The organism is Phenylobacterium sp. (assembly GCF_030698145.1).
GTDB lineage: Bacteria > Pseudomonadota > Alphaproteobacteria > Caulobacterales > Caulobacteraceae > Phenylobacterium.
This window is the reverse complement of the sequence record NZ_JAUYNW010000025.1, coordinates 1-17,942: the sequence shown is the minus strand read 5'-3', so window position 1 is coordinate 17,942 and position 17,942 is coordinate 1. Positions and strand designations below refer to the sequence as shown.

Here is a 17,942-nt window from a genome sequence, read left to right as displayed (position 1 = left end):
ATCGACGCCCGTCCTCGTCGACAGCGAATCATCGGATCACCATATTCCGGTCCGGTGTTTTCGGCGATGATCGCAACCATGACGGCGATCCTCTACCCCGTGGCGGCCAACGCCGAACAGGCGCTTGCGGCCCCTTTGGCCCGCGCGTCGCGTGAGCGTGAGGCCGCGGCCCTGGCCGGGGAGCCGGTGAGCTTCGTCAGCGAGGCCGCCGGCCCCCGGTTCGCCACCCGCGAGGCCGCCCTCGACGCCTATGCCGGGCGGCTGGAGGACGAGCGCCCGGGCCGCACCGCCAGCCTGCCGCCCGAGGACCGCTTCCTGCGCCTGGCGCAGACGGTGGCCAAGCCTCGCCTGCCGCCCGCCGTGGCGCCGACCTATCAGGACGGCCGCCGCTGGCCGGCCCCCAAGACGCCGCCGCCGCCCACCGTCTGGCGGCTGATGGTCTCCTACTGGCGGATCGGCGCGGTCGTCGCGTCCCGGCCCGAAACCCCCCAGGCGCGCCAGGCCCGCCGACGAGGCCGTCAGAGCCTGGATTCCGAGGCCGTCCGCGCCCTTGTCCAGCAGCCGCTGCAGGCGGTGAAGCCCCAGCAGCCGCTCGACATCGGGCTTTTCGAGACGCGCCTGCCCGAGTCGCCGCATATCATCGTGCCCGATGAGTGATCCGTTCCGCGGCCCGGCGCCGTCCCTCGACGACCTGGCCGACCTGGCCCAGGCCGCCTTCGCCGCCCTGCCCAAGGGCTTCCGCGACATGGCCGGCGAGGTGGTGTTCCGCGTCGACGACTTCGCCGCCGACGAGGTGCTGGACGCCCTGGGCATTCCCGACGCCTTCGAGCTGACCGGCCTCTACCAGGGGGTCGACCTCAGCCACCGCTCGGTCTTCGACCCGAGCCCGGAGCCGTCGCGGGTGTTCCTCTACCGCCGCCCGATCCTCGACGAATGGGCCGAGCGCGGCGACGTCACCCTGCAGGACCTGGTGGCCCACGTCCTGGTCCACGAGATCGGCCACCATTTCGGCCTCTCCGACGACGACATCCACGCCATCGAGGCCGCGGCGGATTAGTGCAACCTCAGCCCCTCGCCCCAGGGCAGGGTGGTGGTGGCGATCATGCGGGTGAGGATCTCCTGCGGCTGGTGGTAGCCCAGCAGCGAGACTTCGAGCCGAAGCTCCGCCGCCACCGCCTTCAGGGTGTCGGGGCAGTAGCAGTAGTTGGTGATCCGGCTGACCAGGTCCTCGTCGCCCTCCAACCGCACCACGTCGTAGAGGCTGCCGCCCTTGGCGAAGAACAGCACCACCCGCTCGCCGCGATAGACGCCAGGCTCCAGGCGCACGTCCCCGTGGCCGACGCTGGCCTCGGCCCAGCCGCCGTTGCGCCCGCGTCCGCCGCCGACGCCTGGGACTTCGATCGAGCAGGTCTCGGTGAGCACGGCGGTGAGGGTCGGCACGTCACGGGAATTGAACGCCGCGATGAACCGCTCCACCAGCGCCTGGGACGGGCCGTCCCGGGGCGGCGGGTCGGCCGCCGCCGCGGCCAGGGCCTCGCGGCCGCGATGCAGGGCCGACTTCACCCCGCCCACGGTGGTGCGGAGCTGGTCGGCGATCTCCTCCAGGGTGAAGTCGAACACGTCCTTCAGCACCACCGCCGCCCGCGCCTGGGGCGAGGCGGCGGCGAACAGGGCCTGCGCGCCCTGCCGTGCGGCGTCGGGATCGGAGGGCGGCGTCGGGCTCGGCGGTTCGCCCAGCCAGGCGCGCTCCCGCGCCGCGCGGCGCACCCGGTCGATCCAGAGGTTGGTGGCGGCGCGGAACAGATAGGCCTTCGGGCTGACCACCGGGCTGCCCGGCCCGTGCAGGTCGCCGCGGCCGATCATGGCGAACCCCTTCAGCAGGGTGTCCTGCACCAGGTCCTCGGCGTCCCAGACGTCGCCGGTCAGCTTCAGGCCGTAGGCGTGCAGGGCCGGGCGCAGGGGCTCGATGGTGTCCAGATAGTCGAACCAGGCCGTGCGCAGGGCGCGCGAGGTGTCGTCCGTGATCGGGTCGGTCATCGCCGCTCCTCCCTTGAAGTCCATCTGCTCAAGACGACCGGCGGGGCGTCAAGGATACCGGGCCGGTAGGAAAATGACGCCGGCGTCATTTTCCTTGACTGATCAGCGTTCTCTTGAAAGGGTCGATGCAAGAGGAAACCGTGGGCCGCCAGCGCGCGCGCCCGCCTGAGAAGGATCAGCGCATGGCCGCCGACGGCAACATCACCAAGGACATCATCTACGACGCCGTGGCGCCGGACGACTTCGAGTCGATGCTGGAGCTGGACCGCTACAACGCGCGCTCGACGGCCTTCGACAAGATCATTTCGGCCACCCACGACCATTTCTGGGATCCGCTCGACAAGAAGTACATCGACTTCGACGAGCCCTTCGACATGGAAAACGAGATGCTCCTGCCGGAGGACATGATCATCTCCATGTCCACGAACTATGTCTCCAACCACCTCTCCGACTGGAAGACCCGCGTCCGCTTCGTCAACCAGTCGGCGCTGCGGTCCTTCTCCTCGATCCTGCACGGCGAGCAGGGCGCGCTGAACCTGTCGGCCTCGCTCTGCCATGTGCTGAAGGACCAGGGGGCGCAGGAATACGCCGCCAACCAGACCCGCGAGGAAGCCCGCCACGTCACGGCCTTCGCCAAGTACATCAAGGCCCGCTGGGGCCGGCCGGTGGAATGCGGCCCGACCCTGAAGGCCCTGCTGATCGACATCATCGGCAGCCCCGAGGTCTATAAGAAGATCATCGGCATGCAGATGCTGGTGGAGGGCCTGGCCATGGGCGCCTTCGCCACCTTCTTCAACAATATCAAGGATCCGACCGGCAAGAAGCTCCTGCAGCTGGTGATGACCGACGAGGCCTTCCACCACAAGTTCGGGAAGATCTGGGCCGACCGCACCATCCCCAAGCTGTCCGAGGCCGAGCACGAGATCATCGAGACCTGGGCGGCGCACTGCTTCCAGACCCTGCTGTTCAACCTCGTGGCCCCGACCCAGCAGCGCGACCTCTACGAGGAATTCGGCCTGGATCCGGACAAGGTCATCGCCGAGATGGCGGAGATCATGAACGACGACCAGCGCCGCGAGAACATGAAGGAGCAGACCAACATCTTCCGCGTGCTGGTGAAGACCCTGCTCAACGCCGGCATCATCACCGACCGCACCAAGGCCTTCTATGCGACCTATGTCGACATCGAGGAGCTGCGCGGCGAGGGCGACCGCATGGTCGGCGACGATATCGCCGAGGAGGGCATCAAGTACCTCCAGGAGATCAACTTCAAGGACCGCGTCGGCCAGGCGATCTCCATCGCCGCCGAGTAGGAGCCACCACCTTTTCCTCTGAAAACTCACGCCCGCCGGAGATCTTCCGGCGGGCTTTTTCTTGCGACGACGCGCCGAGGTCGCATTGGCGGCGCACGGAGGGCGGATCGGCGCCATGGTGCGCACGATCTCACGGAGGCTCGATATGTCGGACAGGACTTGGGCGATACTGGGCTTGGCGGCCGCTCTCACCGGTTGCGCCGCGGCGGCCGGCGCCCCGCTTCAGGCCGCCGGCTCCGATCCGGCGGTCCAGCGCGGCGCCGCCTTCGCCGAGCGCCGGTGCGCGGGATGCCACCTGGTTGGCCTGGATGACGGACCGGCCTCGTTCGGGCCCCGCTTCCGCGACCTTGGGAGCCGCTACGACACCCTGTCCCTGCAGACGCGGTTCGCCGAGATATCGCAACACGGGTCGGGCGAGATGCCGCCCATCCAGATCGAGCGCCGGGAGGCGGACGACCTGGTGGCCTATCTGCGGACCCTGCGGGCCGGAACGCCCAACCCCTGAAGGATTACAAATCTGACGGGTGCGTCATTTTCCTTTGACGCCCGTTGGCGACGGTGTTGACCTTCGCGCCGACGAGATCACCAGGAGGATCGCATGGCCGCCGACGGCAACATCACCAAGGACCTGATCTACGACGCGGTGGCGCCGGACGACTTCGAGTCCATGCTGGACCTCGACCGCTACAACAATCGCTCGACCGCTTTCGACAAGATCATCTCGGCCACCCACGACCACTTCTGGGATCCGCTGGACCCGAAATACATCGACTTCTCCGCCTCCTGGGACATGGAGAACGACGCCCTGATGCCCGAGGAACTCAGCGCGGCCCTGCAGACCGACTATGTGAAGGAGAAGCTGAACACGCCGGCGCTCCGCGCCCAGTTCCTCAACAAGTCGCTGCTCTATTCCTTCTCCTCGATCCTGCACGGCGAGCAGGGCGCGCTGAACCTGTCGGCCAGCCTGTGCCACGTGCTGCTGGACCAGGGCGCGCAGGAATACGCCGCCAACCAGACCCGCGAAGAGGCCCGCCACGTCACGGCTTTCGCCAAATACATCAAGGCCCGCTGGGGCCGGCCGATCGAGTGCAGCAAGGTGCTGCAGGACCTGCTGGTCGACATCATCGGCAGCCCCGAGGTCTACAAGAAGATCATCGGCATGCAGATGCTGGTGGAGGGCCTGGCCATGGGCGCCTTCGCCACCTTCTACCAGAAGCTCAACGACCCGCTCGGCCGCCAGCTCATGCAGCTCGTGATGACCGACGAGGCCTTCCACCACAAGTTCGGGAAGATCTGGGCCGACCGCACCATCCCCAAGCTGAGCGAAGCCGAGCACATCATTGTCGAGGACTGGGCCGCCCACTGCTTCCAGGTCCTGCTGTTCAACCTGGTCTCGCCCTCGGAACAGGTCGCCCTCTATGAGGAGTTCGGCCTCGATCCGGCCCGCGTCCTGGAGGAGATCCAGCTCATCGCCACCGACGAGGCGCGCCGCGAGGACATGAAGGAAGCCAGCAACATCTTCCGCGTGCTCATCAAGACCCTGCTCAACGCCGGCATCATCACCGACCGCACCCGGGCCTTCTACGGCATGTATGTCGACATGGAGGAGCTGAAGGCGGAGGGCGACAAGATGGTCGGCGACGACATCGCCGAGGAGGGGATCAAGTACCTCCAGAAGATCAACTTCAAGGACCGCGTCGCGGCGAACGTCTCGATCGCGGCGGAGTAGGGCGGGCCTCCCTCCTCCTTGTGGGGAGGGACGGCGGCGTAGCCGCCCGGGTGGGGAAGTCCGGCCACGTCATCGAAGCTTCACGCCACCGACAGCGCGGGCGTAGGCGCGCCGGTGAGGAACCCGTTCAGGTACATCTTGCCCAGCCTGTGCATGGCTTTTGGTGTGTTCGGCTTAAGGCGCCCGTCGAGCAAGGCCTGCTGGAACTCGCCAATGCTGGGCGATGAAAGGTCGTCGCCAGCCGTTGCCTGCGGTTCGGTTGCGGCAGCGTTGAGCAGGAAGCATGCATAGTAGAGCCGGGTGAGGGGGCGCACGAGCGCCAGCTGGGCGCGAATCTCCTCATCCGCACGCCGCCCGAGCCAGGCCCCAAGAAGTGCGTCTTCCAGGTCCGGGGAAGCCGCAAGGTTGTCGAGCGCGATGGCCACGTCGACGAGTGGATGATTGCGATAGGCCGCCTCCCAGTCGATCAGCCAGAGGCGCGCTCCATCGAACAGGATGTTGCCTGAGTGTGGGTCGTTATGGCTGGAGACCAGGCTTGTCGTCTCCCGATCGAGGACGGCGCGGATGGTTGCGAGCCGTGCGACGTGCTCATCAAGCAGGCCACTTGCGAAGATGCCGGCTTCGCGCAGCCGACCGAGCATTCGCGTGAGGAGGTCCGGATAGTAGACAAGCTGTGGAAACGCTGGCGCGGTCTGCAGTCGTCTCAGCAAGTCTCCGACAGCCCGGGCCAGGGCGCTGGCGCCGCCGGGAAACGAGTGCAGCGGTCGCTGTTCCACGAAGTCTGTCACCACGACTCCGCTCGTCTCGTCGAGATAGTGGACCGCTGGGGCGACGCCGGCGTCGGCGGCGAGATGTGTGCAGGCGTGCCGGTGCGGATTGCGCGGAAGCAGCGGGCTTGCAGGTCCCTCGACGCGCATCAGAAAGCGCTCGCCGCCCGCCTCGACGCGAAAGATCGACGCGCCCGAAGCGCCGCCATAGACCGGATCGATCGTCTTGATCGGCGCGGACCCAAGCGCCGCCAACGCTGAACGCGCAGAATCGCGGTGCGACTTTGCGATAATTTCGAACGGATCTTTGCTCATGCGGGGCCCCAACCAAACTAAGTTCGAATACTGACGCTCGCGTCATATTCTTTGACGCCTGAACCGTTCAGCGCGATCCTCCCGCCATATTCAAGCGCCCGCTTCAGATGGGCGACGATATTTCGCGGAGGATATGGCGATGGCCGATGGCAACATCACCAAGGACGTCATGTACGGCGCGGTGGCGCCCGACGACTTCGAGTCCATGCTGGCGCTCGACCGCTACGGCGACCGCTCCACCGCCTTCGACAAGATCATCTCGGCGACCCACGACCACTTCTGGGACCCGCTCGACAAGAAATACATCGACTTCGACACCCCCTTCGACATGGAAAACGAGGCCATGACGCCGGAGGAGCTCAACCCGACGCTCCGCCTGCCCTATGTGGCGCAGACCCTGAAGGACCCGAAGGAACGCATCGCCTTCATCAACCACATGCAGCTCTGGAACTTCTCCTCGATCCTGCATGGCGAGCAGGGCGCGCTGAACCTGTCGGCCAGCCTCTGCCACGTGCTGCTGGACCAGGGCGCCCAGGAATACGCCGCCAACCAGACCCGCGAAGAGGCCCGCCACGTCACCGCCTTCGCCAAGTACGTCAAGGCCCGCTGGGGCCGGCCGGTGGAATGCGGCGCGGCGCTGAAGGCCCTGCTGGTGGAGATCATCGACGCGCCGGAGGTCTATAAGAAGATCATCGGCATGCAGATGCTGGTCGAGGGCCTGGCCATGGGCGCCTTCGCCAACGGCTACAAGCACAATCGCGACCCCCTGGCCAAGAAGCTGTTCCAGCTGGTCATGACCGACGAGGCCTTCCACCATAAGTTCGGGAAGATTTGGGCCGACCGCACGGTGCCGCAGATGTCCCAGGCCGAGCGCAACATCATGGAAGACTGGGCCGCCCACTGCGCCCAGTCGCTGCTGTTCAACCAGGGCTCGCCGGTGCAGCAGCAGGCGATCTATTCGCGCTTCGGCCTCGATCCCGAGCGGGTGATCGCCGACATTGTCGAGCGGCGGAAGTCGCGCGACCCGAACCGCAAGATGCGGGGCGAGACCAACATCTTCCGGGTGCTCATCAAGACCCTGCTCAACGCCGGCCTGATCACCGAGCGGACCATGGGGTTCTACGCCATGTACGTCGACATGGAGGAGCTGGCCGCCGAGGGCGAGCGGATGGTCGGCGACGACATCGCCGAGGAAGGCATCCGCTATCTGCAGGAGATCAATTTCAAGGATCGCGCCGCAAAGGCGATCTCGATCGCCGCGGAATAGCCCTTTTTCGTTCGGATGGGGTTCATGCGCCCGCCGGCAAGGTCCGCGGGCGTTTTCATTTCTCCAACGAAGGGTTAGCCATACAGCCCATGCGCCTTCCGAGCCTCTCCCTCGCCTTCGTCGCCGCCTGCGTCGCCTTCGCCGCGGCGTGCCTCGCCGTGGTCCCGGCCATGGCCGCGCCGCCGCCGCCGACCGAGCGGATCGAGCTGACCCGGATGACCGGGCGCTGGTATGAGGTCGCGCGCCTGCCCAATAAGGTGCAGACCGGCTGCCAGGGCGGCACCTCGGACTGGGTGCGGTCCGGCGACGGGTTCACCGTCGTCCAGGCCTGCCACAAGGGCTCGCTCGCCGCCCCGGCCACCGAGTGGAAGGCCAAGGCCAAGGTCATCGACCCCAAGACCAACGCCAAGCTGCAGATGACCTTCTTCAACGGCTTGGTGCGCCAGGAATACTGGGTGCTGGACCACCGTCCCGACCAGGGTTGGCTGATCCTCGGCACCCCCGGCGGCCGGGCCATGTGGCTGATGTCCCAGCGCCCGACCCTGCCCGCGACGATCAAGGCCCAGGCCGTGACGCGGGTGAAGCAGCTCGGCTACGACGCCACGCGCCTCGAATTCCCCCAACCCGCCAAGAACTGAGGCGCCTGCTCGGTCTCCGGAAGACTTGCGTCCGGAACGAAGCCGGAACATAAATTCCGGCATGGGCGTCACCATCGTCACCGTCACCCGGCCCGAGATCACCGCCGCCGTTACCCGCGGCGCGGCGCGGCTGCTGGCTGACCTGGGCTATGCCCCGTTGGCCGAGGTCACCCTGCCCAACGGCCGGCGCGCCGACCTGATGGCCCTGTCGCCCAGGGGCGAGATCGTGATCATCGAGGTGAAGTCCGGGCTGGAGGACTACCGCGTCGACCGCAAGTGGCATGAGTACATGCCCTATTGCGACCGGTTCGCCTTCGCCGTGGCCCCGGAGTTCCCGCGCGAGATCCTGCCGGAGGAACCGGGGCTGATCGTCTGCGACGGCTTCGGCGGTGCGGTGCTGCGCGAAGCGCCCGTGGCGCCGCTGACCGGCGCGCGGCGCAAGGCCCTGACCATCGCCTTCGGCCGCCTGGCGGCCATGCGCGCCGCCGGCGTGGTGGTCACCCAACTCGAGGGCTAGCGCCCGTCCCAGATGCTCCCCTCTTGGGGGAGCTGTCAGCGGAGCTGACTGAGGGGGACTTTGACTCTTGCTTGTGGGCGGCAACCTCCTCCGTCACGTCGCCGATAGAGGCGACGCGCCACCTGCCCCAGAAGGGGAGGATCTAGGAGTTCCCTATCTCGGCGCCCGCTTGGCGAGGATCCGCTGCAGGGTCCGGCGGTGCATGTTCAGACGCCGCGCGGTCTCCGACACATTGTGCCCGCACAGCTCATAGACCCGCTGGATGTGCTCCCACCGCACGCGGTCGGCGCTCATGGGGTTATCGGGCGGCGGCGGTGACTCGTCCTTCCGGGCCAGCAGGGCGCGGGCCACGTCGTCGGCGTCGGCGGGCTTGGAGAGGTAGTCGATGGCCCCGGACTTCACGGCCGCCACAGCGGTGGCGATATTGCCGTAGCCGGTCAGCATGATCACCTTGGCGTCGGCGCGAGCGTCGCGCACCGCCTCCACAACCTTCAGGCCGGTCCCGTCCTCCAACCGCATGTCCAGCACGGCGTAGGCCGGGGGGTGGGCCTTCACCGCGGCCAGGGCCTCGCTGACGCTGCCCACCAGGACGGGCTCGAAGCCGCGCTGCTCCAGGGCGCGCCCCAGGCGGGTGCGCAAAGGGGCGTCGTCGTCGAGCACGAGCAAGCTCTTGTCGGGCAGGGCGGCGATGTCGGCTGAGAGATCGGTCATTCGCAACCTCCGATAGCGAGCGTTGGCGTCTTCGCTCCCTGCGGCATCATGTCGCTGCTTGGCGGCGATCCGCAAGGGGCTTCACGTGGACGTCACCCATTTCCGCCGGGGGCCTCGATCCGGGCCCTCGGCCAACGCGCGGCGACAACCGCGCCGCGTGGTCGTCCGTTCTGGAAAGTGACCACAGCGCCGGTTCGTTCCAACAGGGTCTTGGCGATGAAGAACCCCAGGCCCATCCCGATGTGCCCGGTGCGGCCCCCGGCCACCCCCGGCCGGCTGGTGACATAGGGCTCGCCCAGCTTGGCCAGCACCTCGGGCGCGAAGCCCGGCCCGTCGTCGCGCACCTCCATCCCCACGCTCTGGGCGTCGAAGCGCACGGTGACCAGGATCTCGGAAGCGGCGAAGTCGACGGCGTTCTCCACGAACGAGGTCATGGCGTGCAGCACCTCGGGCATTCGCCAGATCTTGGGCGCGGTCACGCCAGGCGCGCCGGAGACGATCGCCTCGACCCGCACATCGCGGACGTCGGCGTGCGGCTCGATCACCTCGTTGAGCAGTTGCAGCAGGCTCATCCGCTCGTGGACCTCGTCGGAGGCCGCCGCCGGGGCGTCGGTGAGCCGGCGCAGGATCTCGCGGCAGCGCTCGGACTGGGCGATCAGCAGGTCGGCGTCTTCCTTGACCTGGGCCGTCGGCGCCTCGCGGGCCAGCTCCTTGGCGACGATGGAGATGGTGGCCAGCGGCGTGCCCAGTTCGTGGGCGGCGGCGGCGGCCAGCGCTCCCAGGGCCGAGAGCCGCTGCTCGCGCGCCAGCACCGCCTGGGTGACGTCGAGCGCCAGCGCCATGCGCGACGATTCCTCGGCCGCCTGGCGGACATTTCCGGCGATGACGATGATCCCCGCCACATTGGCCGCCGCCGCCCCGATCATGAAGCTCAGCGGCAGGTCGATGCTCGCGCCCGGAAGGCTGGGCAGCGGCATGTGGATGAAGGCCAGCGCGATGGAGACGGCGATCGCCTGCGCGCCCAGGACCGTCACCGCCCGCGGGGCCAGGGTGGCGGCGGCGAGCGTCACCGGGGCGATCAGCATCAGGATGAAGGGATTGGCCGTGCCCCCGGTCAGGAACAGCAGGATCGTGATCTGGCCGATGTCGAAGCTGAGCTGGCCCACCGCCTCCCAGTCGCTGATCAGCCGCTGGCCGGGCGAGGCGACGCCGGTCAGCAGGTTCACCCAGGCCGCGGCGCCGACCACGGCGAAGCAGAACGGGTAGGGGGCGCTGAAGCCGAAGCCCAGGCTCGCGATCGCCAGCAGCAGCAGTTCGCCGGCCACGATCATCCAGCGCAGGGTGACCAGGGTGCGCAGCCGCAGCCGCCCGCCCCGCGCCCCGCCCAGGCCCCAGTCCTCGCCGGCTTGCGCAGGCGTGGCGCTTTGCCTATCGAGGCCGGGCGACGGCTTCGGCGGCGAGGTTTTTCCGTTGCGCGCCATGCGCCCGACCATCGCGCGTTGCGTCCCGTCTGACGAGCCCCAAAGGCCTGGAATGCCCACGAAACGCCACCACCTGATCCTGATCGCCGCCTGCGTCCTGGGCCTGGTCTTCCTGGGCGGCGTCGCCTGGCGCACCGGGGTGTTCGACAATCCCGGCCCGGCCATGGTCGGCGGCCCGTTCCAGATGGTCGACCAGGAGGGCCGCGCGGCCGACGAGACCCTGCTGAACGGCAAGTGGACGGTGGTGTTCTTCGGCTTCACCTATTGCCCGGACGTCTGCCCCACCACCCTGCAGGCCCTGGACCGGGCGCGGGATCTGCTGGGGCCCAGGGCGGCGAACCTGCAGGTGGTCTTCGTCTCGGTGGACCCGGAGCGCGACACCCCGGCCCAGCTCAAGACCTATCTCGCCAACGACATCTTCCCCCAGGGCGTCATCGGCCTGACCGGCAGCCCCGAACAGGTGGCCGCCACCGCCAGGGCCTACCGCGCCTATTACAAGAAGAACGGCGAGGGCCCCGACTACCTGGTCGACCACTCGACCCCGGCCTATCTGATGGACCCCAAGGGCCGCTTCGATCGGGTCCTGCCCTACGGGATCTCCCCGGAGGAGATCGCCCGCCAGGTCACCGAGGCCATGGGCTAGGCGCAGTGCGGCGCCTGAGGCGCCGCAGGTGCGAAATTTAGGCCGTAGCGGCGAAGCGTCGCAGTGGGAACCGGTTACCACTGGACATCCTTGAGTATGGTCATGCTACGTTGCGACGCAGCACAAGGACGTCTTTTGCGATGCTCTACACGCTCTACGAGGCAGGCTATTACGCCTCCACCCCGCTGCGGTTCGCCACGCGAGCCATGCGCGACTTCTGGTCCTCGCCCCTGAACCCGGCCAAGGACAGCGATATCGGCCGCAGGCTGTTCGCCAACGCCGACCTGTTCGCCAACCTCACCCGCCGCTACGGCAAGCCCGACTGGAACATCCGCAGCGTCGAGATCGACGGCAAGCCGGTGCGCGTACGCGAGAACGTGGTCTGGTCCAGCCCCTGGGTGAAATTGATCCACTTCACCCGCGACATGGCCGACATGCGTCGCGCCGGTCACCGCGAGCTGGAGCCCGCCGTCCTGATCGTCGCCCCGCTCTCGGGTCACTACGCCACCCTGCTGCGCGGCACGGTCGAGGCCTTCCTGCAGGACCACGAGGTGTTCGTCACCGACTGGTCCAATGCCCGCGACGTGCACCTGATGGATGGCCGCTTCGACTTCCACGACTATGTCGACCACGTCCGCGACATGCTGCGCCAGCTCGGCCCGCGGCCGCACGTGGTCGCCGTGTGCCAGCCGGGACCCGCGGTCCTGGCCGCGGCCTCGCTGATGGCCGAGGACGGCGAGGAGAGCCGCCCCGGCACCATGACCATCATGGGTTCGCCCATCGACGCGCGGCTCTCGCCCACCGTCACCAACAAGCTGGCCGAGGAAAAGCCCTTCGCCTGGTTCAAGTCGAACATGATCGACTCGGTGCCCGCGCCCTATGCGGGCATGGGCCGGCGGGTCTATCCGGGCTTCGTCCAGCTCTACAGCTTCATGTCGATGAACATCGAGAAGCACCAGGATGCCCACCTGCAGTACCTGCAGGACCTGATGGCCGGCGACGGCGACGGCGCCGAGAAGCACCTGGAGTTCTACGACGAGTATCTCTCGGTGCTGGACCTGCCCGAGGAGTTCTATCTCCAGACCGTCGACTATGTGTTCCAGCAGCACCTGCTGCCCAAGGGCGAGCTGAAGCATCGCGGCCGCGCCGTGCAGCCGGGCTCGATCCGCGACATCGGCCTGCTGACGGTCGAGGGCGAGAACGACGACATCTCCGGCATCGGCCAGACCCAGGCGGCGCACGCGCTCTGCACCGGGCTCTCGGACGACTACAAGGAAGACTACGTCCAGCCGCATGTGGGCCACTACGGCGTGTTCAACGGCCGCCGCTTCCGCGAGGAGATCTATCCCCGGGTGCGTGCGTTCATCCGCCGCCAGGAAGCGGGCATCGAAAAGAAGCGCGACGCAGCCTAGATAGAGGCCATGAGCTTGTTCGGCCGATCCCTTGCCGACGGCGATCGGCTGGACGTGGCCGGCGCCGTCGTGCGCCTCAAGGTCCATTCCCGCGCGCGCCGCGTCTCCCTGCGGCTGGACCGCACCAAGCGCGAGATCGTCGCCACCGCGCCCAGCGCCCGGCGCCTGCCCGAGGCGGCGGCCTTCGCCCGCGACCGCGCCGAGTGGATCGTCGAGCGTCTGGCCGAGCTGCCGCAGTCGCAATCCATCGCGCCGGGTATGACCATCGACCTGTTCGGCAGGCCCTGCCGCCTGGAGGCCGCCGCCAAGGCCGCTCACTTCCATCCCGCCGTCGGGGACGAGCCGGCCCGGATCTCGGCGCGGGGCGAGGGGGCGACCTTCGCCAATGCGGTGATCCGGACGATCAAGCGCGAGGCCCTGCGGGTGTTCACCGAGCGCACCGCCTTCCACTGCGCGGCCCTGGGGGCGAAGCTGCCCAGCGTCTCGGTCATGGACGCCCGCGCCCGCTGGGGCTCCTGCCGTCCGGGCTTGCCGGGCAAGCCCGCGGCGATCCGCTATTCCTGGCGCCTGGCGCTCAGCCCCTTCGAGGTCGCCGACTATGTGGCCGCCCACGAATGCGCCCACCTGCTGGAGCTGAACCACGGCCCCCGCTTCTGGGCCCACGTAAAGACCCTGGTCGGCGACGAAAAACCCCACCGCGCCTGGCTCCGAGCCGAAGGCGCCAGGCTCCACGCCTTCGGGCGGTAGCGACCCCAAACAAGAGTCAAAGTCCCCCCAGTCGGCCATTCGGAGGACAGCTCCCCAGAGGGGGAGCATCTGGGCGCTTTCGGGCCTAGAAAGCCGGCGGCTCACCGGCCGTCGGCGGCGGATCGTTTCCCACCCCGATGGCGTCGCCGATGCCGTCGATGACGTCGCCGATCGGGTCGACGCCTTCCGGCGGCGGCTCGACGGTTCCACCCGGGATGGCCTGGGTCTTCAGGCGGGGCAGGGCCGCGCCCATGAAGTCGCGCCAGATGCCGGCCGGAGCGGCGCCGCCGGTGACCCGCTTCATCGGCTTGTTGTCGTCCTTGCCCACCCAGACGGCGGTGACGAAGCCGCCGGTGTAGCCGACGAACCAGGCGTCCCGGTAGTCGCTGGTGGTGCCGGTCTTGCCGGCCAGGTCGTAGTCGCCGACCTTGGCGCGCGTCCCGGTGCCGGTGGCGATCACCTCGCGCATCATCTGGTTCATGTACTGCAGGGCCGGCGAGCCGATCACCGCCTGGCGCTGGGTCTTCTCCACCGCGTGGTCATAGAGCACCTTGCCGGTGGCCGTGCGGATGCGGGTGATGCCATAGCCCTTGGCCAGGAAGCCGCCATTGGCGAACGGCGCATAGGCCTGGGCCATCTCCATCGGGCTCACCTCCACCGCGCCCAGCGCCATGGAGGGGTCGAGCTGGATGTGCGAGGTGATGCCCAGCCGCCGGGCGGTGGAGGCCACGTTGCCGGTGCCGACCTCGTTGGCCAGCCGCGCGGCCACGGTGTTGATCGACTGGGCCAGGGCCGTCTGCAGGGTCATCGCGCCGCGGAAGTCGCCGGTGTAGTTCTTCGGCTCCCAGTTGCCGACCTTCAGCGGCTCGTCGACCACCACCACGTCGGGCGTGCGGCCGTTCTCCATGGCGGTCAGATAGACGAAGGGCTTGAACGCCGAGCCGGCTTGGCGCCGCGCCATGGTCGCGCGGTCGAACTGGCTGTCCTCATAGGAGACCCCGCCCACATAGGCGCGGATGCGGCCTTCGCCGTCGATGGCCACCAGGGCCGCCTGCTGCACCCCCTGGCCCTTGGCCGCCTCGACACCGCGCCGCACGGCCTGTTCGGCGGCCGTCTGGATGGGCAGGTCGAGCGTCGTCTCGACCACTAGGTCCTCGGTGGGCTCGCCCAGCAGGGAGCGGACCTGATCGTCGACCCAGTCGGTGAAATACTGCGCCCGCTGGCTGGCCAGGGTCGGATTGACCCGCACTGGGGTCTTGAAGGCCTCGTCGCGTTCGGCCGCGGTGATCGCGCCCGAGCGGACCATCTCGTTCAGCACCACATTGGCCCGCTGCTCGGCGCGCTCGGTGGCCGAGACCGGGCTGTAGCGGGACGGGCCCTTCATCAGCCCGGCGAGCAGCGCGCTTTCGCCCAGGGTGAGCTGGCTGGCCGGCTTGCCGAAATAGCGCTGGCTGGCGGCCTCGATGCCATAGGCCCCGGCGCCGAAATAGACCCGGTTCAGATAGAGGGAGAGGATCTCCTTCTTGGAGAACTTGGCCTCCAGCCACATGGCCAGGATCAACTCCTGGGCCTTGCGGCGGTAGTTCTGGTTTGGCGTCAGGAACAGGTTGCGGGCGAGCTGCTGGGTGATGGTCGAGCCGCCGCGCAGAGGGCCGCCCTTGTGGGTGGTGTTGTAGATCTGCGAGCGCAGGATGCCCCACGGGTTGAACCCGAAGTGCCAGTAGAACCAGCGGTCCTCGATGGCCACGAAGGCCTTCGGCACATGGGCCGGCAGCTTGTCCAGGTCGACGGGCGGGGCGTACTGGCTGCCGCGCACGGCCACCATCGCGCCGGACTGGTCCAGGTACGAGATCGAGGGCTGGCGCTCGACATCGTAGAGCTTGGAGGTGTCGGGCAGGTCGGTGGCGAAGACCGCGAAGAAGGCCACCACGAAGATCAGGCCCCAGACCCCCAGGACCATGGTCCAGTAGAGCAGGGCCTGGATGGGGGTGCGCGAGGCAGGCCGGCGGGCGCCCGGTCCTGGTTTGGCCATGTGTCGTCCTAAGTCCGTGGATCGCCCCCGCTCCGAGGCGACAGATAACCTAGCCGCACCAAGCGCGCGACAAGATTGACGAGAGATGAACGCGCTTCCGCAGGATGGCGTCGGCGATCAAGCTCCACTATTCAGGGCTGCAAGGTCCGCCGGGCGCCACCCGGCCGCGGACGGGGGAATCGGCGCGATGAAAAGATCCAAGGTGAACCGGACGCCCCTATTCGTCGGGCTCGGCGTCGCGGCTCTCGCGCTGGCGGGCGGAGGCTTCTGGCTCCAGCAGGACGCCGCCAAGGCCTCACGCAAGCAGGCGCAGGTCGCCGCCGATGTCCCCGCTGTGCCGAAGGGCCGCGTCCAGCTCCTGCGCAAGAGCCTGGCCGACGCGCGCTACCTGGCCCTGGACGAGGTCCGGCGCACCGAAGCCGGGGTCCAGGTTCGCGTCCTGGTGATCGGAAGGTCCGCCACCTCGCTCGAAGGCGGGACGGCGATGATGAGCCAGGCCAAGACCATCGACTGCGCCCGCCACCGGGTGCTGGACAGGACGGTCGGCTATTTCGACGTCGACGGAGGTCTGGTGAGCTCCAAGACCCTCTACGCAGGCCGCGTCGGACGCCCGGCGGATTCCGATGAGGCCGAGGTTGGGGTGATCTGCGACGGCGCCAAGCCCGACACTGGCCAGGTTTTCGCCGGCTTCCGCGCGGCGCAGCGAGAGGCGCAGGCTCTGCCGGACGGCTACGAGAAGCTGGCGGCGGCCCGGCCCCAGGACCCTGACGCCTGGGCCTGGCTCTGCACCGCCGGCGCGCGAGGCCGCTGGCGGGACCACACCCAGGGGGACTGCGACCGCGCGGTGAAGCTCAATCCGGCCTCGAGCGCCCTGCGGCTGGACCGCGCCTTCCTCAGCATGATGGTCGGCCGGGGCTCCGCCGCCCGGGCGGACTTCGAGACTGTACTGGCCCAGGACCCGGCCAACGCCGCGGCGCTGTTCGGGCGCGGCCTGCTGTCGGCGCTAGGCGGTGACAAGGCGGCGAGCCGGATCGACCGCGGCAAGGCGCTCGACATCGATCCGCTGATTCCCAACTGGATCCAGACCACCTACGGGCTGCGCATCGGGCAGGAATACAAGGCGCGCTGATCGGGAGGCCCGCGGGACGATCCCGACATATGGGAAACCGCCGGCGGCTCCGCACCCCTTCATTTTTGCATAGCTGGAGACGGAAAATATCTATTGCCCCCAATCTAAGCAGTGTTATCTTAGCGTTGCTTAGTTCTTTTCGCGCTGCCGGTGGGGATACTGGTCGCGGATCCCCGGATTGCGCCGAGCCAGGCTGACAGCCTGCCTTTTCTCCCCGAAACGCTGGAGGGCTTTCCATGAAGCTCCAAACCCTTGCGGCCGCCTGCGCCGCCCTCGTCTCCATCTCGTTCGCCGCCCCCGCCATGGCCGGCGATCCGATCACCGCCAAGCTGCAGGCCCCGCTGGCCGCCAAGACCAAGGTCATCGCCGGCGGCGCCGTCTTCCTCTGCGAAGGCGACACCTGCGTCGCCGCCGCGCCGTCCTCGCGGACCTACGCCACCTCCACCTGCAAGGACCTGGCTAAGGAACTGGGCGCGGTCGCGGCCTTCGGCGGCGAGCGCAAGCAGCTCGACGACGCCAAGCTCGGCGCCTGCAACGTCGCGGCCCTGCCGGCCACCCAGGTCGCCAACCGCTAAGGTCGCCAACCTCTACTAGCTCCACGACCAGGTTCGCGCCGATGGGCGCGCCTCCCAGCCGCTGTTCCAGTCGAGCCTGTCACTTGGGCGCCGAGGATCTGTCCCTCGGCGCCCTTTTTCTTTGTCTTTCGCGCGCGCGCGCGGCCCCTTTTCTTTGTCTTTCGCGCGCGCACGCGTAAAGGACCGCCCCCATGAGTGATGAACCCCTTCGCCGAACCGCCGTCCTGCCCGACGGTCCCGCCGCCGCCGTGCGCCTGATCGAGCCGCTGCTGGCGCAAGCCGTGGGCCTCGGCGCCGAGCCGGTCTCCCTGACCCTCGACTACGGCGCCCCTGCCGAGCCGGGCGATGCGGTGATCGTCGAGGCCGGCGTCGAGCGGGCCACCCGCACCCTGGTCTTCGCCTTCGCGCGCCTGCTGAGCCCTGAGGGAAACGTTCTGGCCGCCGCCTCGGCGATATATCGCCGGTCTGCGGAGGCTTCGAAGGCCGCTTAATCCAAGGTGTCGCGGCCGGTTTGGTTGCGGCGCCGAAAATCGCGTGCTATCAGGCGCGCGGCTTCGGGCCAGGGGGCTCTACCAGTCCCGACGGCCAATGTGCTTTTCCAAGCGCTTTCAAGCCTTTAGGCCGCTGCG

Annotated in this window: 19 protein-coding genes; 14 read left to right on the top strand and 5 right to left on the bottom strand. The window is 68.3% G+C overall.

The genetic code is table 11. From position 1 onward, the window contains the following. The first annotated feature begins 78 nt into the window (after positions 1-78). Both Q8Q77_RS03190 and Q8Q77_RS03185 read left to right on the top strand, forming a co-directional pair. A complete protein-coding gene (locus tag Q8Q77_RS03190) occupies positions 79-657 on the top strand; it encodes a hypothetical protein (protein WP_305581102.1) in 579 nt (192 codons plus the stop codon). Next, positions 650-1,057 (top strand): metallopeptidase family protein, encoded by a 408-nt coding sequence (locus tag Q8Q77_RS03185; protein WP_305581100.1) that lies wholly within the window; start codon positions 650-652, stop codon positions 1,055-1,057. Before Q8Q77_RS03190 ends, Q8Q77_RS03185 begins: the two co-directional genes overlap by 8 nt. On the opposite strand, the gene Q8Q77_RS03180 is transcribed toward Q8Q77_RS03185, so the two are convergent. Further along, positions 1,054-2,037 carry an RNA polymerase sigma factor gene (locus Q8Q77_RS03180; RefSeq protein WP_305581098.1) on the bottom strand — a complete coding sequence of 328 codons (984 nt, stop codon included), beginning with the start codon at positions 2,035-2,037 and terminating at the stop codon, positions 1,054-1,056. The genes Q8Q77_RS03185 and Q8Q77_RS03180 overlap by 4 nt on opposite strands. Before the next feature lie 182 nt (positions 2,038-2,219). Here Q8Q77_RS03180 and Q8Q77_RS03175 point away from each other — a divergent pair, with 182 nt between their 5' ends. From Q8Q77_RS03175 to Q8Q77_RS03165, 3 genes are all read left to right on the top strand, one after another. Then, entirely contained in the window at positions 2,220-3,350 is a 1,131-nt protein-coding gene (locus Q8Q77_RS03175) for a ferritin-like domain-containing protein (protein WP_305581182.1), read from the top strand. Positions 3,351-3,495: 145 nt separating this feature from the next. After that, positions 3,496-3,855 carry a cytochrome c gene (locus Q8Q77_RS03170; protein ID WP_305581096.1) on the top strand — a complete coding sequence of 120 codons (360 nt, stop codon included), beginning with the start codon at positions 3,496-3,498 and terminating at the stop codon, positions 3,853-3,855. Between the two features lie 93 nt (positions 3,856-3,948). Next, positions 3,949-5,079: a ferritin-like domain-containing protein gene (locus Q8Q77_RS03165; RefSeq protein ID WP_305581094.1), complete on the top strand. Its 1,131-nt coding sequence runs from the start codon at positions 3,949-3,951 to the stop codon at positions 5,077-5,079. 80 nt (positions 5,080-5,159) lie between these two features. Here the strand turns inward: Q8Q77_RS03165 and Q8Q77_RS03160 are convergent, their stop codons facing one another. Then, complete coding sequence (locus Q8Q77_RS03160) at positions 5,160-6,161, bottom strand: phosphotransferase (RefSeq protein WP_305581092.1); 1,002 nt, start codon at positions 6,159-6,161, stop codon at positions 5,160-5,162. Positions 6,162-6,300: 139 nt separating this feature from the next. On the opposite strand from Q8Q77_RS03160, the gene Q8Q77_RS03155 reads away from it, so the two are divergent. The 3 genes from Q8Q77_RS03155 to mmcB all read left to right on the top strand — a co-directional run bounded on the left by Q8Q77_RS03155 (position 6,301) and on the right by mmcB (position 8,583). Continuing rightward, positions 6,301-7,428, top strand: a complete 1,128-nt coding sequence (locus Q8Q77_RS03155) for a ferritin-like domain-containing protein (RefSeq protein ID WP_305581090.1) — start codon at positions 6,301-6,303, stop codon at positions 7,426-7,428. An 89-nt stretch (positions 7,429-7,517) separates the two neighbouring features. Continuing rightward, positions 7,518-8,066, top strand: coding sequence for a lipocalin family protein (locus Q8Q77_RS03150; protein ID WP_305581088.1), 549 nt, complete (start codon positions 7,518-7,520; stop codon positions 8,064-8,066). Positions 8,067-8,127: 61 nt separating this feature from the next. Beyond that, on the top strand, positions 8,128-8,583 hold the full coding sequence (mmcB, locus tag Q8Q77_RS03145) for a DNA repair putative endonuclease MmcB (RefSeq protein ID WP_305581086.1): 456 nt from the start codon (positions 8,128-8,130) through the stop codon (positions 8,581-8,583). 153 nt (positions 8,584-8,736) lie between these two features. Here the strand turns inward: mmcB and Q8Q77_RS03140 are convergent, their stop codons facing one another. Further along, on the bottom strand, positions 8,737-9,294 hold the full coding sequence (locus Q8Q77_RS03140) for an ActR/PrrA/RegA family redox response regulator transcription factor (RefSeq protein ID WP_305581084.1): 558 nt from the start codon (positions 9,292-9,294) through the stop codon (positions 8,737-8,739). Between the two features lie 92 nt (positions 9,295-9,386). Further along, positions 9,387-10,775: an ActS/PrrB/RegB family redox-sensitive histidine kinase gene (locus Q8Q77_RS03135; RefSeq protein ID WP_305581082.1), complete on the bottom strand. Its 1,389-nt coding sequence runs from the start codon at positions 10,773-10,775 to the stop codon at positions 9,387-9,389. 52 nt (positions 10,776-10,827) lie between these two features. On the opposite strand from Q8Q77_RS03135, the gene Q8Q77_RS03130 reads away from it, so the two are divergent. The 3 genes from Q8Q77_RS03130 to Q8Q77_RS03120 all read left to right on the top strand — a co-directional run bounded on the left by Q8Q77_RS03130 (position 10,828) and on the right by Q8Q77_RS03120 (position 13,577). Continuing rightward, complete coding sequence (locus Q8Q77_RS03130; RefSeq protein WP_305581080.1) at positions 10,828-11,418, top strand: SCO family protein; 591 nt, start codon at positions 10,828-10,830, stop codon at positions 11,416-11,418. Positions 11,419-11,558: 140 nt separating this feature from the next. After that, entirely contained in the window at positions 11,559-12,830 is a 1,272-nt protein-coding gene (locus Q8Q77_RS03125) for a polyhydroxyalkanoate depolymerase (protein ID WP_305581078.1), read from the top strand. Between the two features lie 9 nt (positions 12,831-12,839). Continuing rightward, the gene (locus Q8Q77_RS03120) at positions 12,840-13,577 is read left to right on the top strand and encodes a M48 family metallopeptidase (RefSeq protein ID WP_305581076.1); all 738 of its coding nucleotides are present in this window, start codon (positions 12,840-12,842) and stop codon (positions 13,575-13,577) included. An 85-nt stretch (positions 13,578-13,662) separates the two neighbouring features. Here Q8Q77_RS03120 and Q8Q77_RS03115 read toward each other — a convergent pair whose 3' ends face one another. Continuing rightward, complete coding sequence (locus tag Q8Q77_RS03115; protein WP_305581074.1) at positions 13,663-15,609, bottom strand: transglycosylase domain-containing protein; 1,947 nt, start codon at positions 15,607-15,609, stop codon at positions 13,663-13,665. 187 nt (positions 15,610-15,796) lie between these two features. Between Q8Q77_RS03115 and Q8Q77_RS03110 the strand changes: the two genes are divergently transcribed. From Q8Q77_RS03110 to Q8Q77_RS03100, 3 genes are all read left to right on the top strand, one after another. Further along, positions 15,797-16,738, top strand: coding sequence for a hypothetical protein (locus Q8Q77_RS03110; protein WP_305581072.1), 942 nt, complete (start codon positions 15,797-15,799; stop codon positions 16,736-16,738). A 236-nt stretch (positions 16,739-16,974) separates the two neighbouring features. Then, positions 16,975-17,313 (top strand): hypothetical protein, encoded by a 339-nt coding sequence (locus Q8Q77_RS03105; protein ID WP_305581070.1) that lies wholly within the window; start codon positions 16,975-16,977, stop codon positions 17,311-17,313. A 191-nt stretch (positions 17,314-17,504) separates the two neighbouring features. After that, positions 17,505-17,804, top strand: coding sequence for a hotdog fold domain-containing protein (locus Q8Q77_RS03100; RefSeq protein WP_305581069.1), 300 nt, complete (start codon positions 17,505-17,507; stop codon positions 17,802-17,804). The last annotated feature ends 138 nt before the right edge of the window (positions 17,805-17,942 follow it).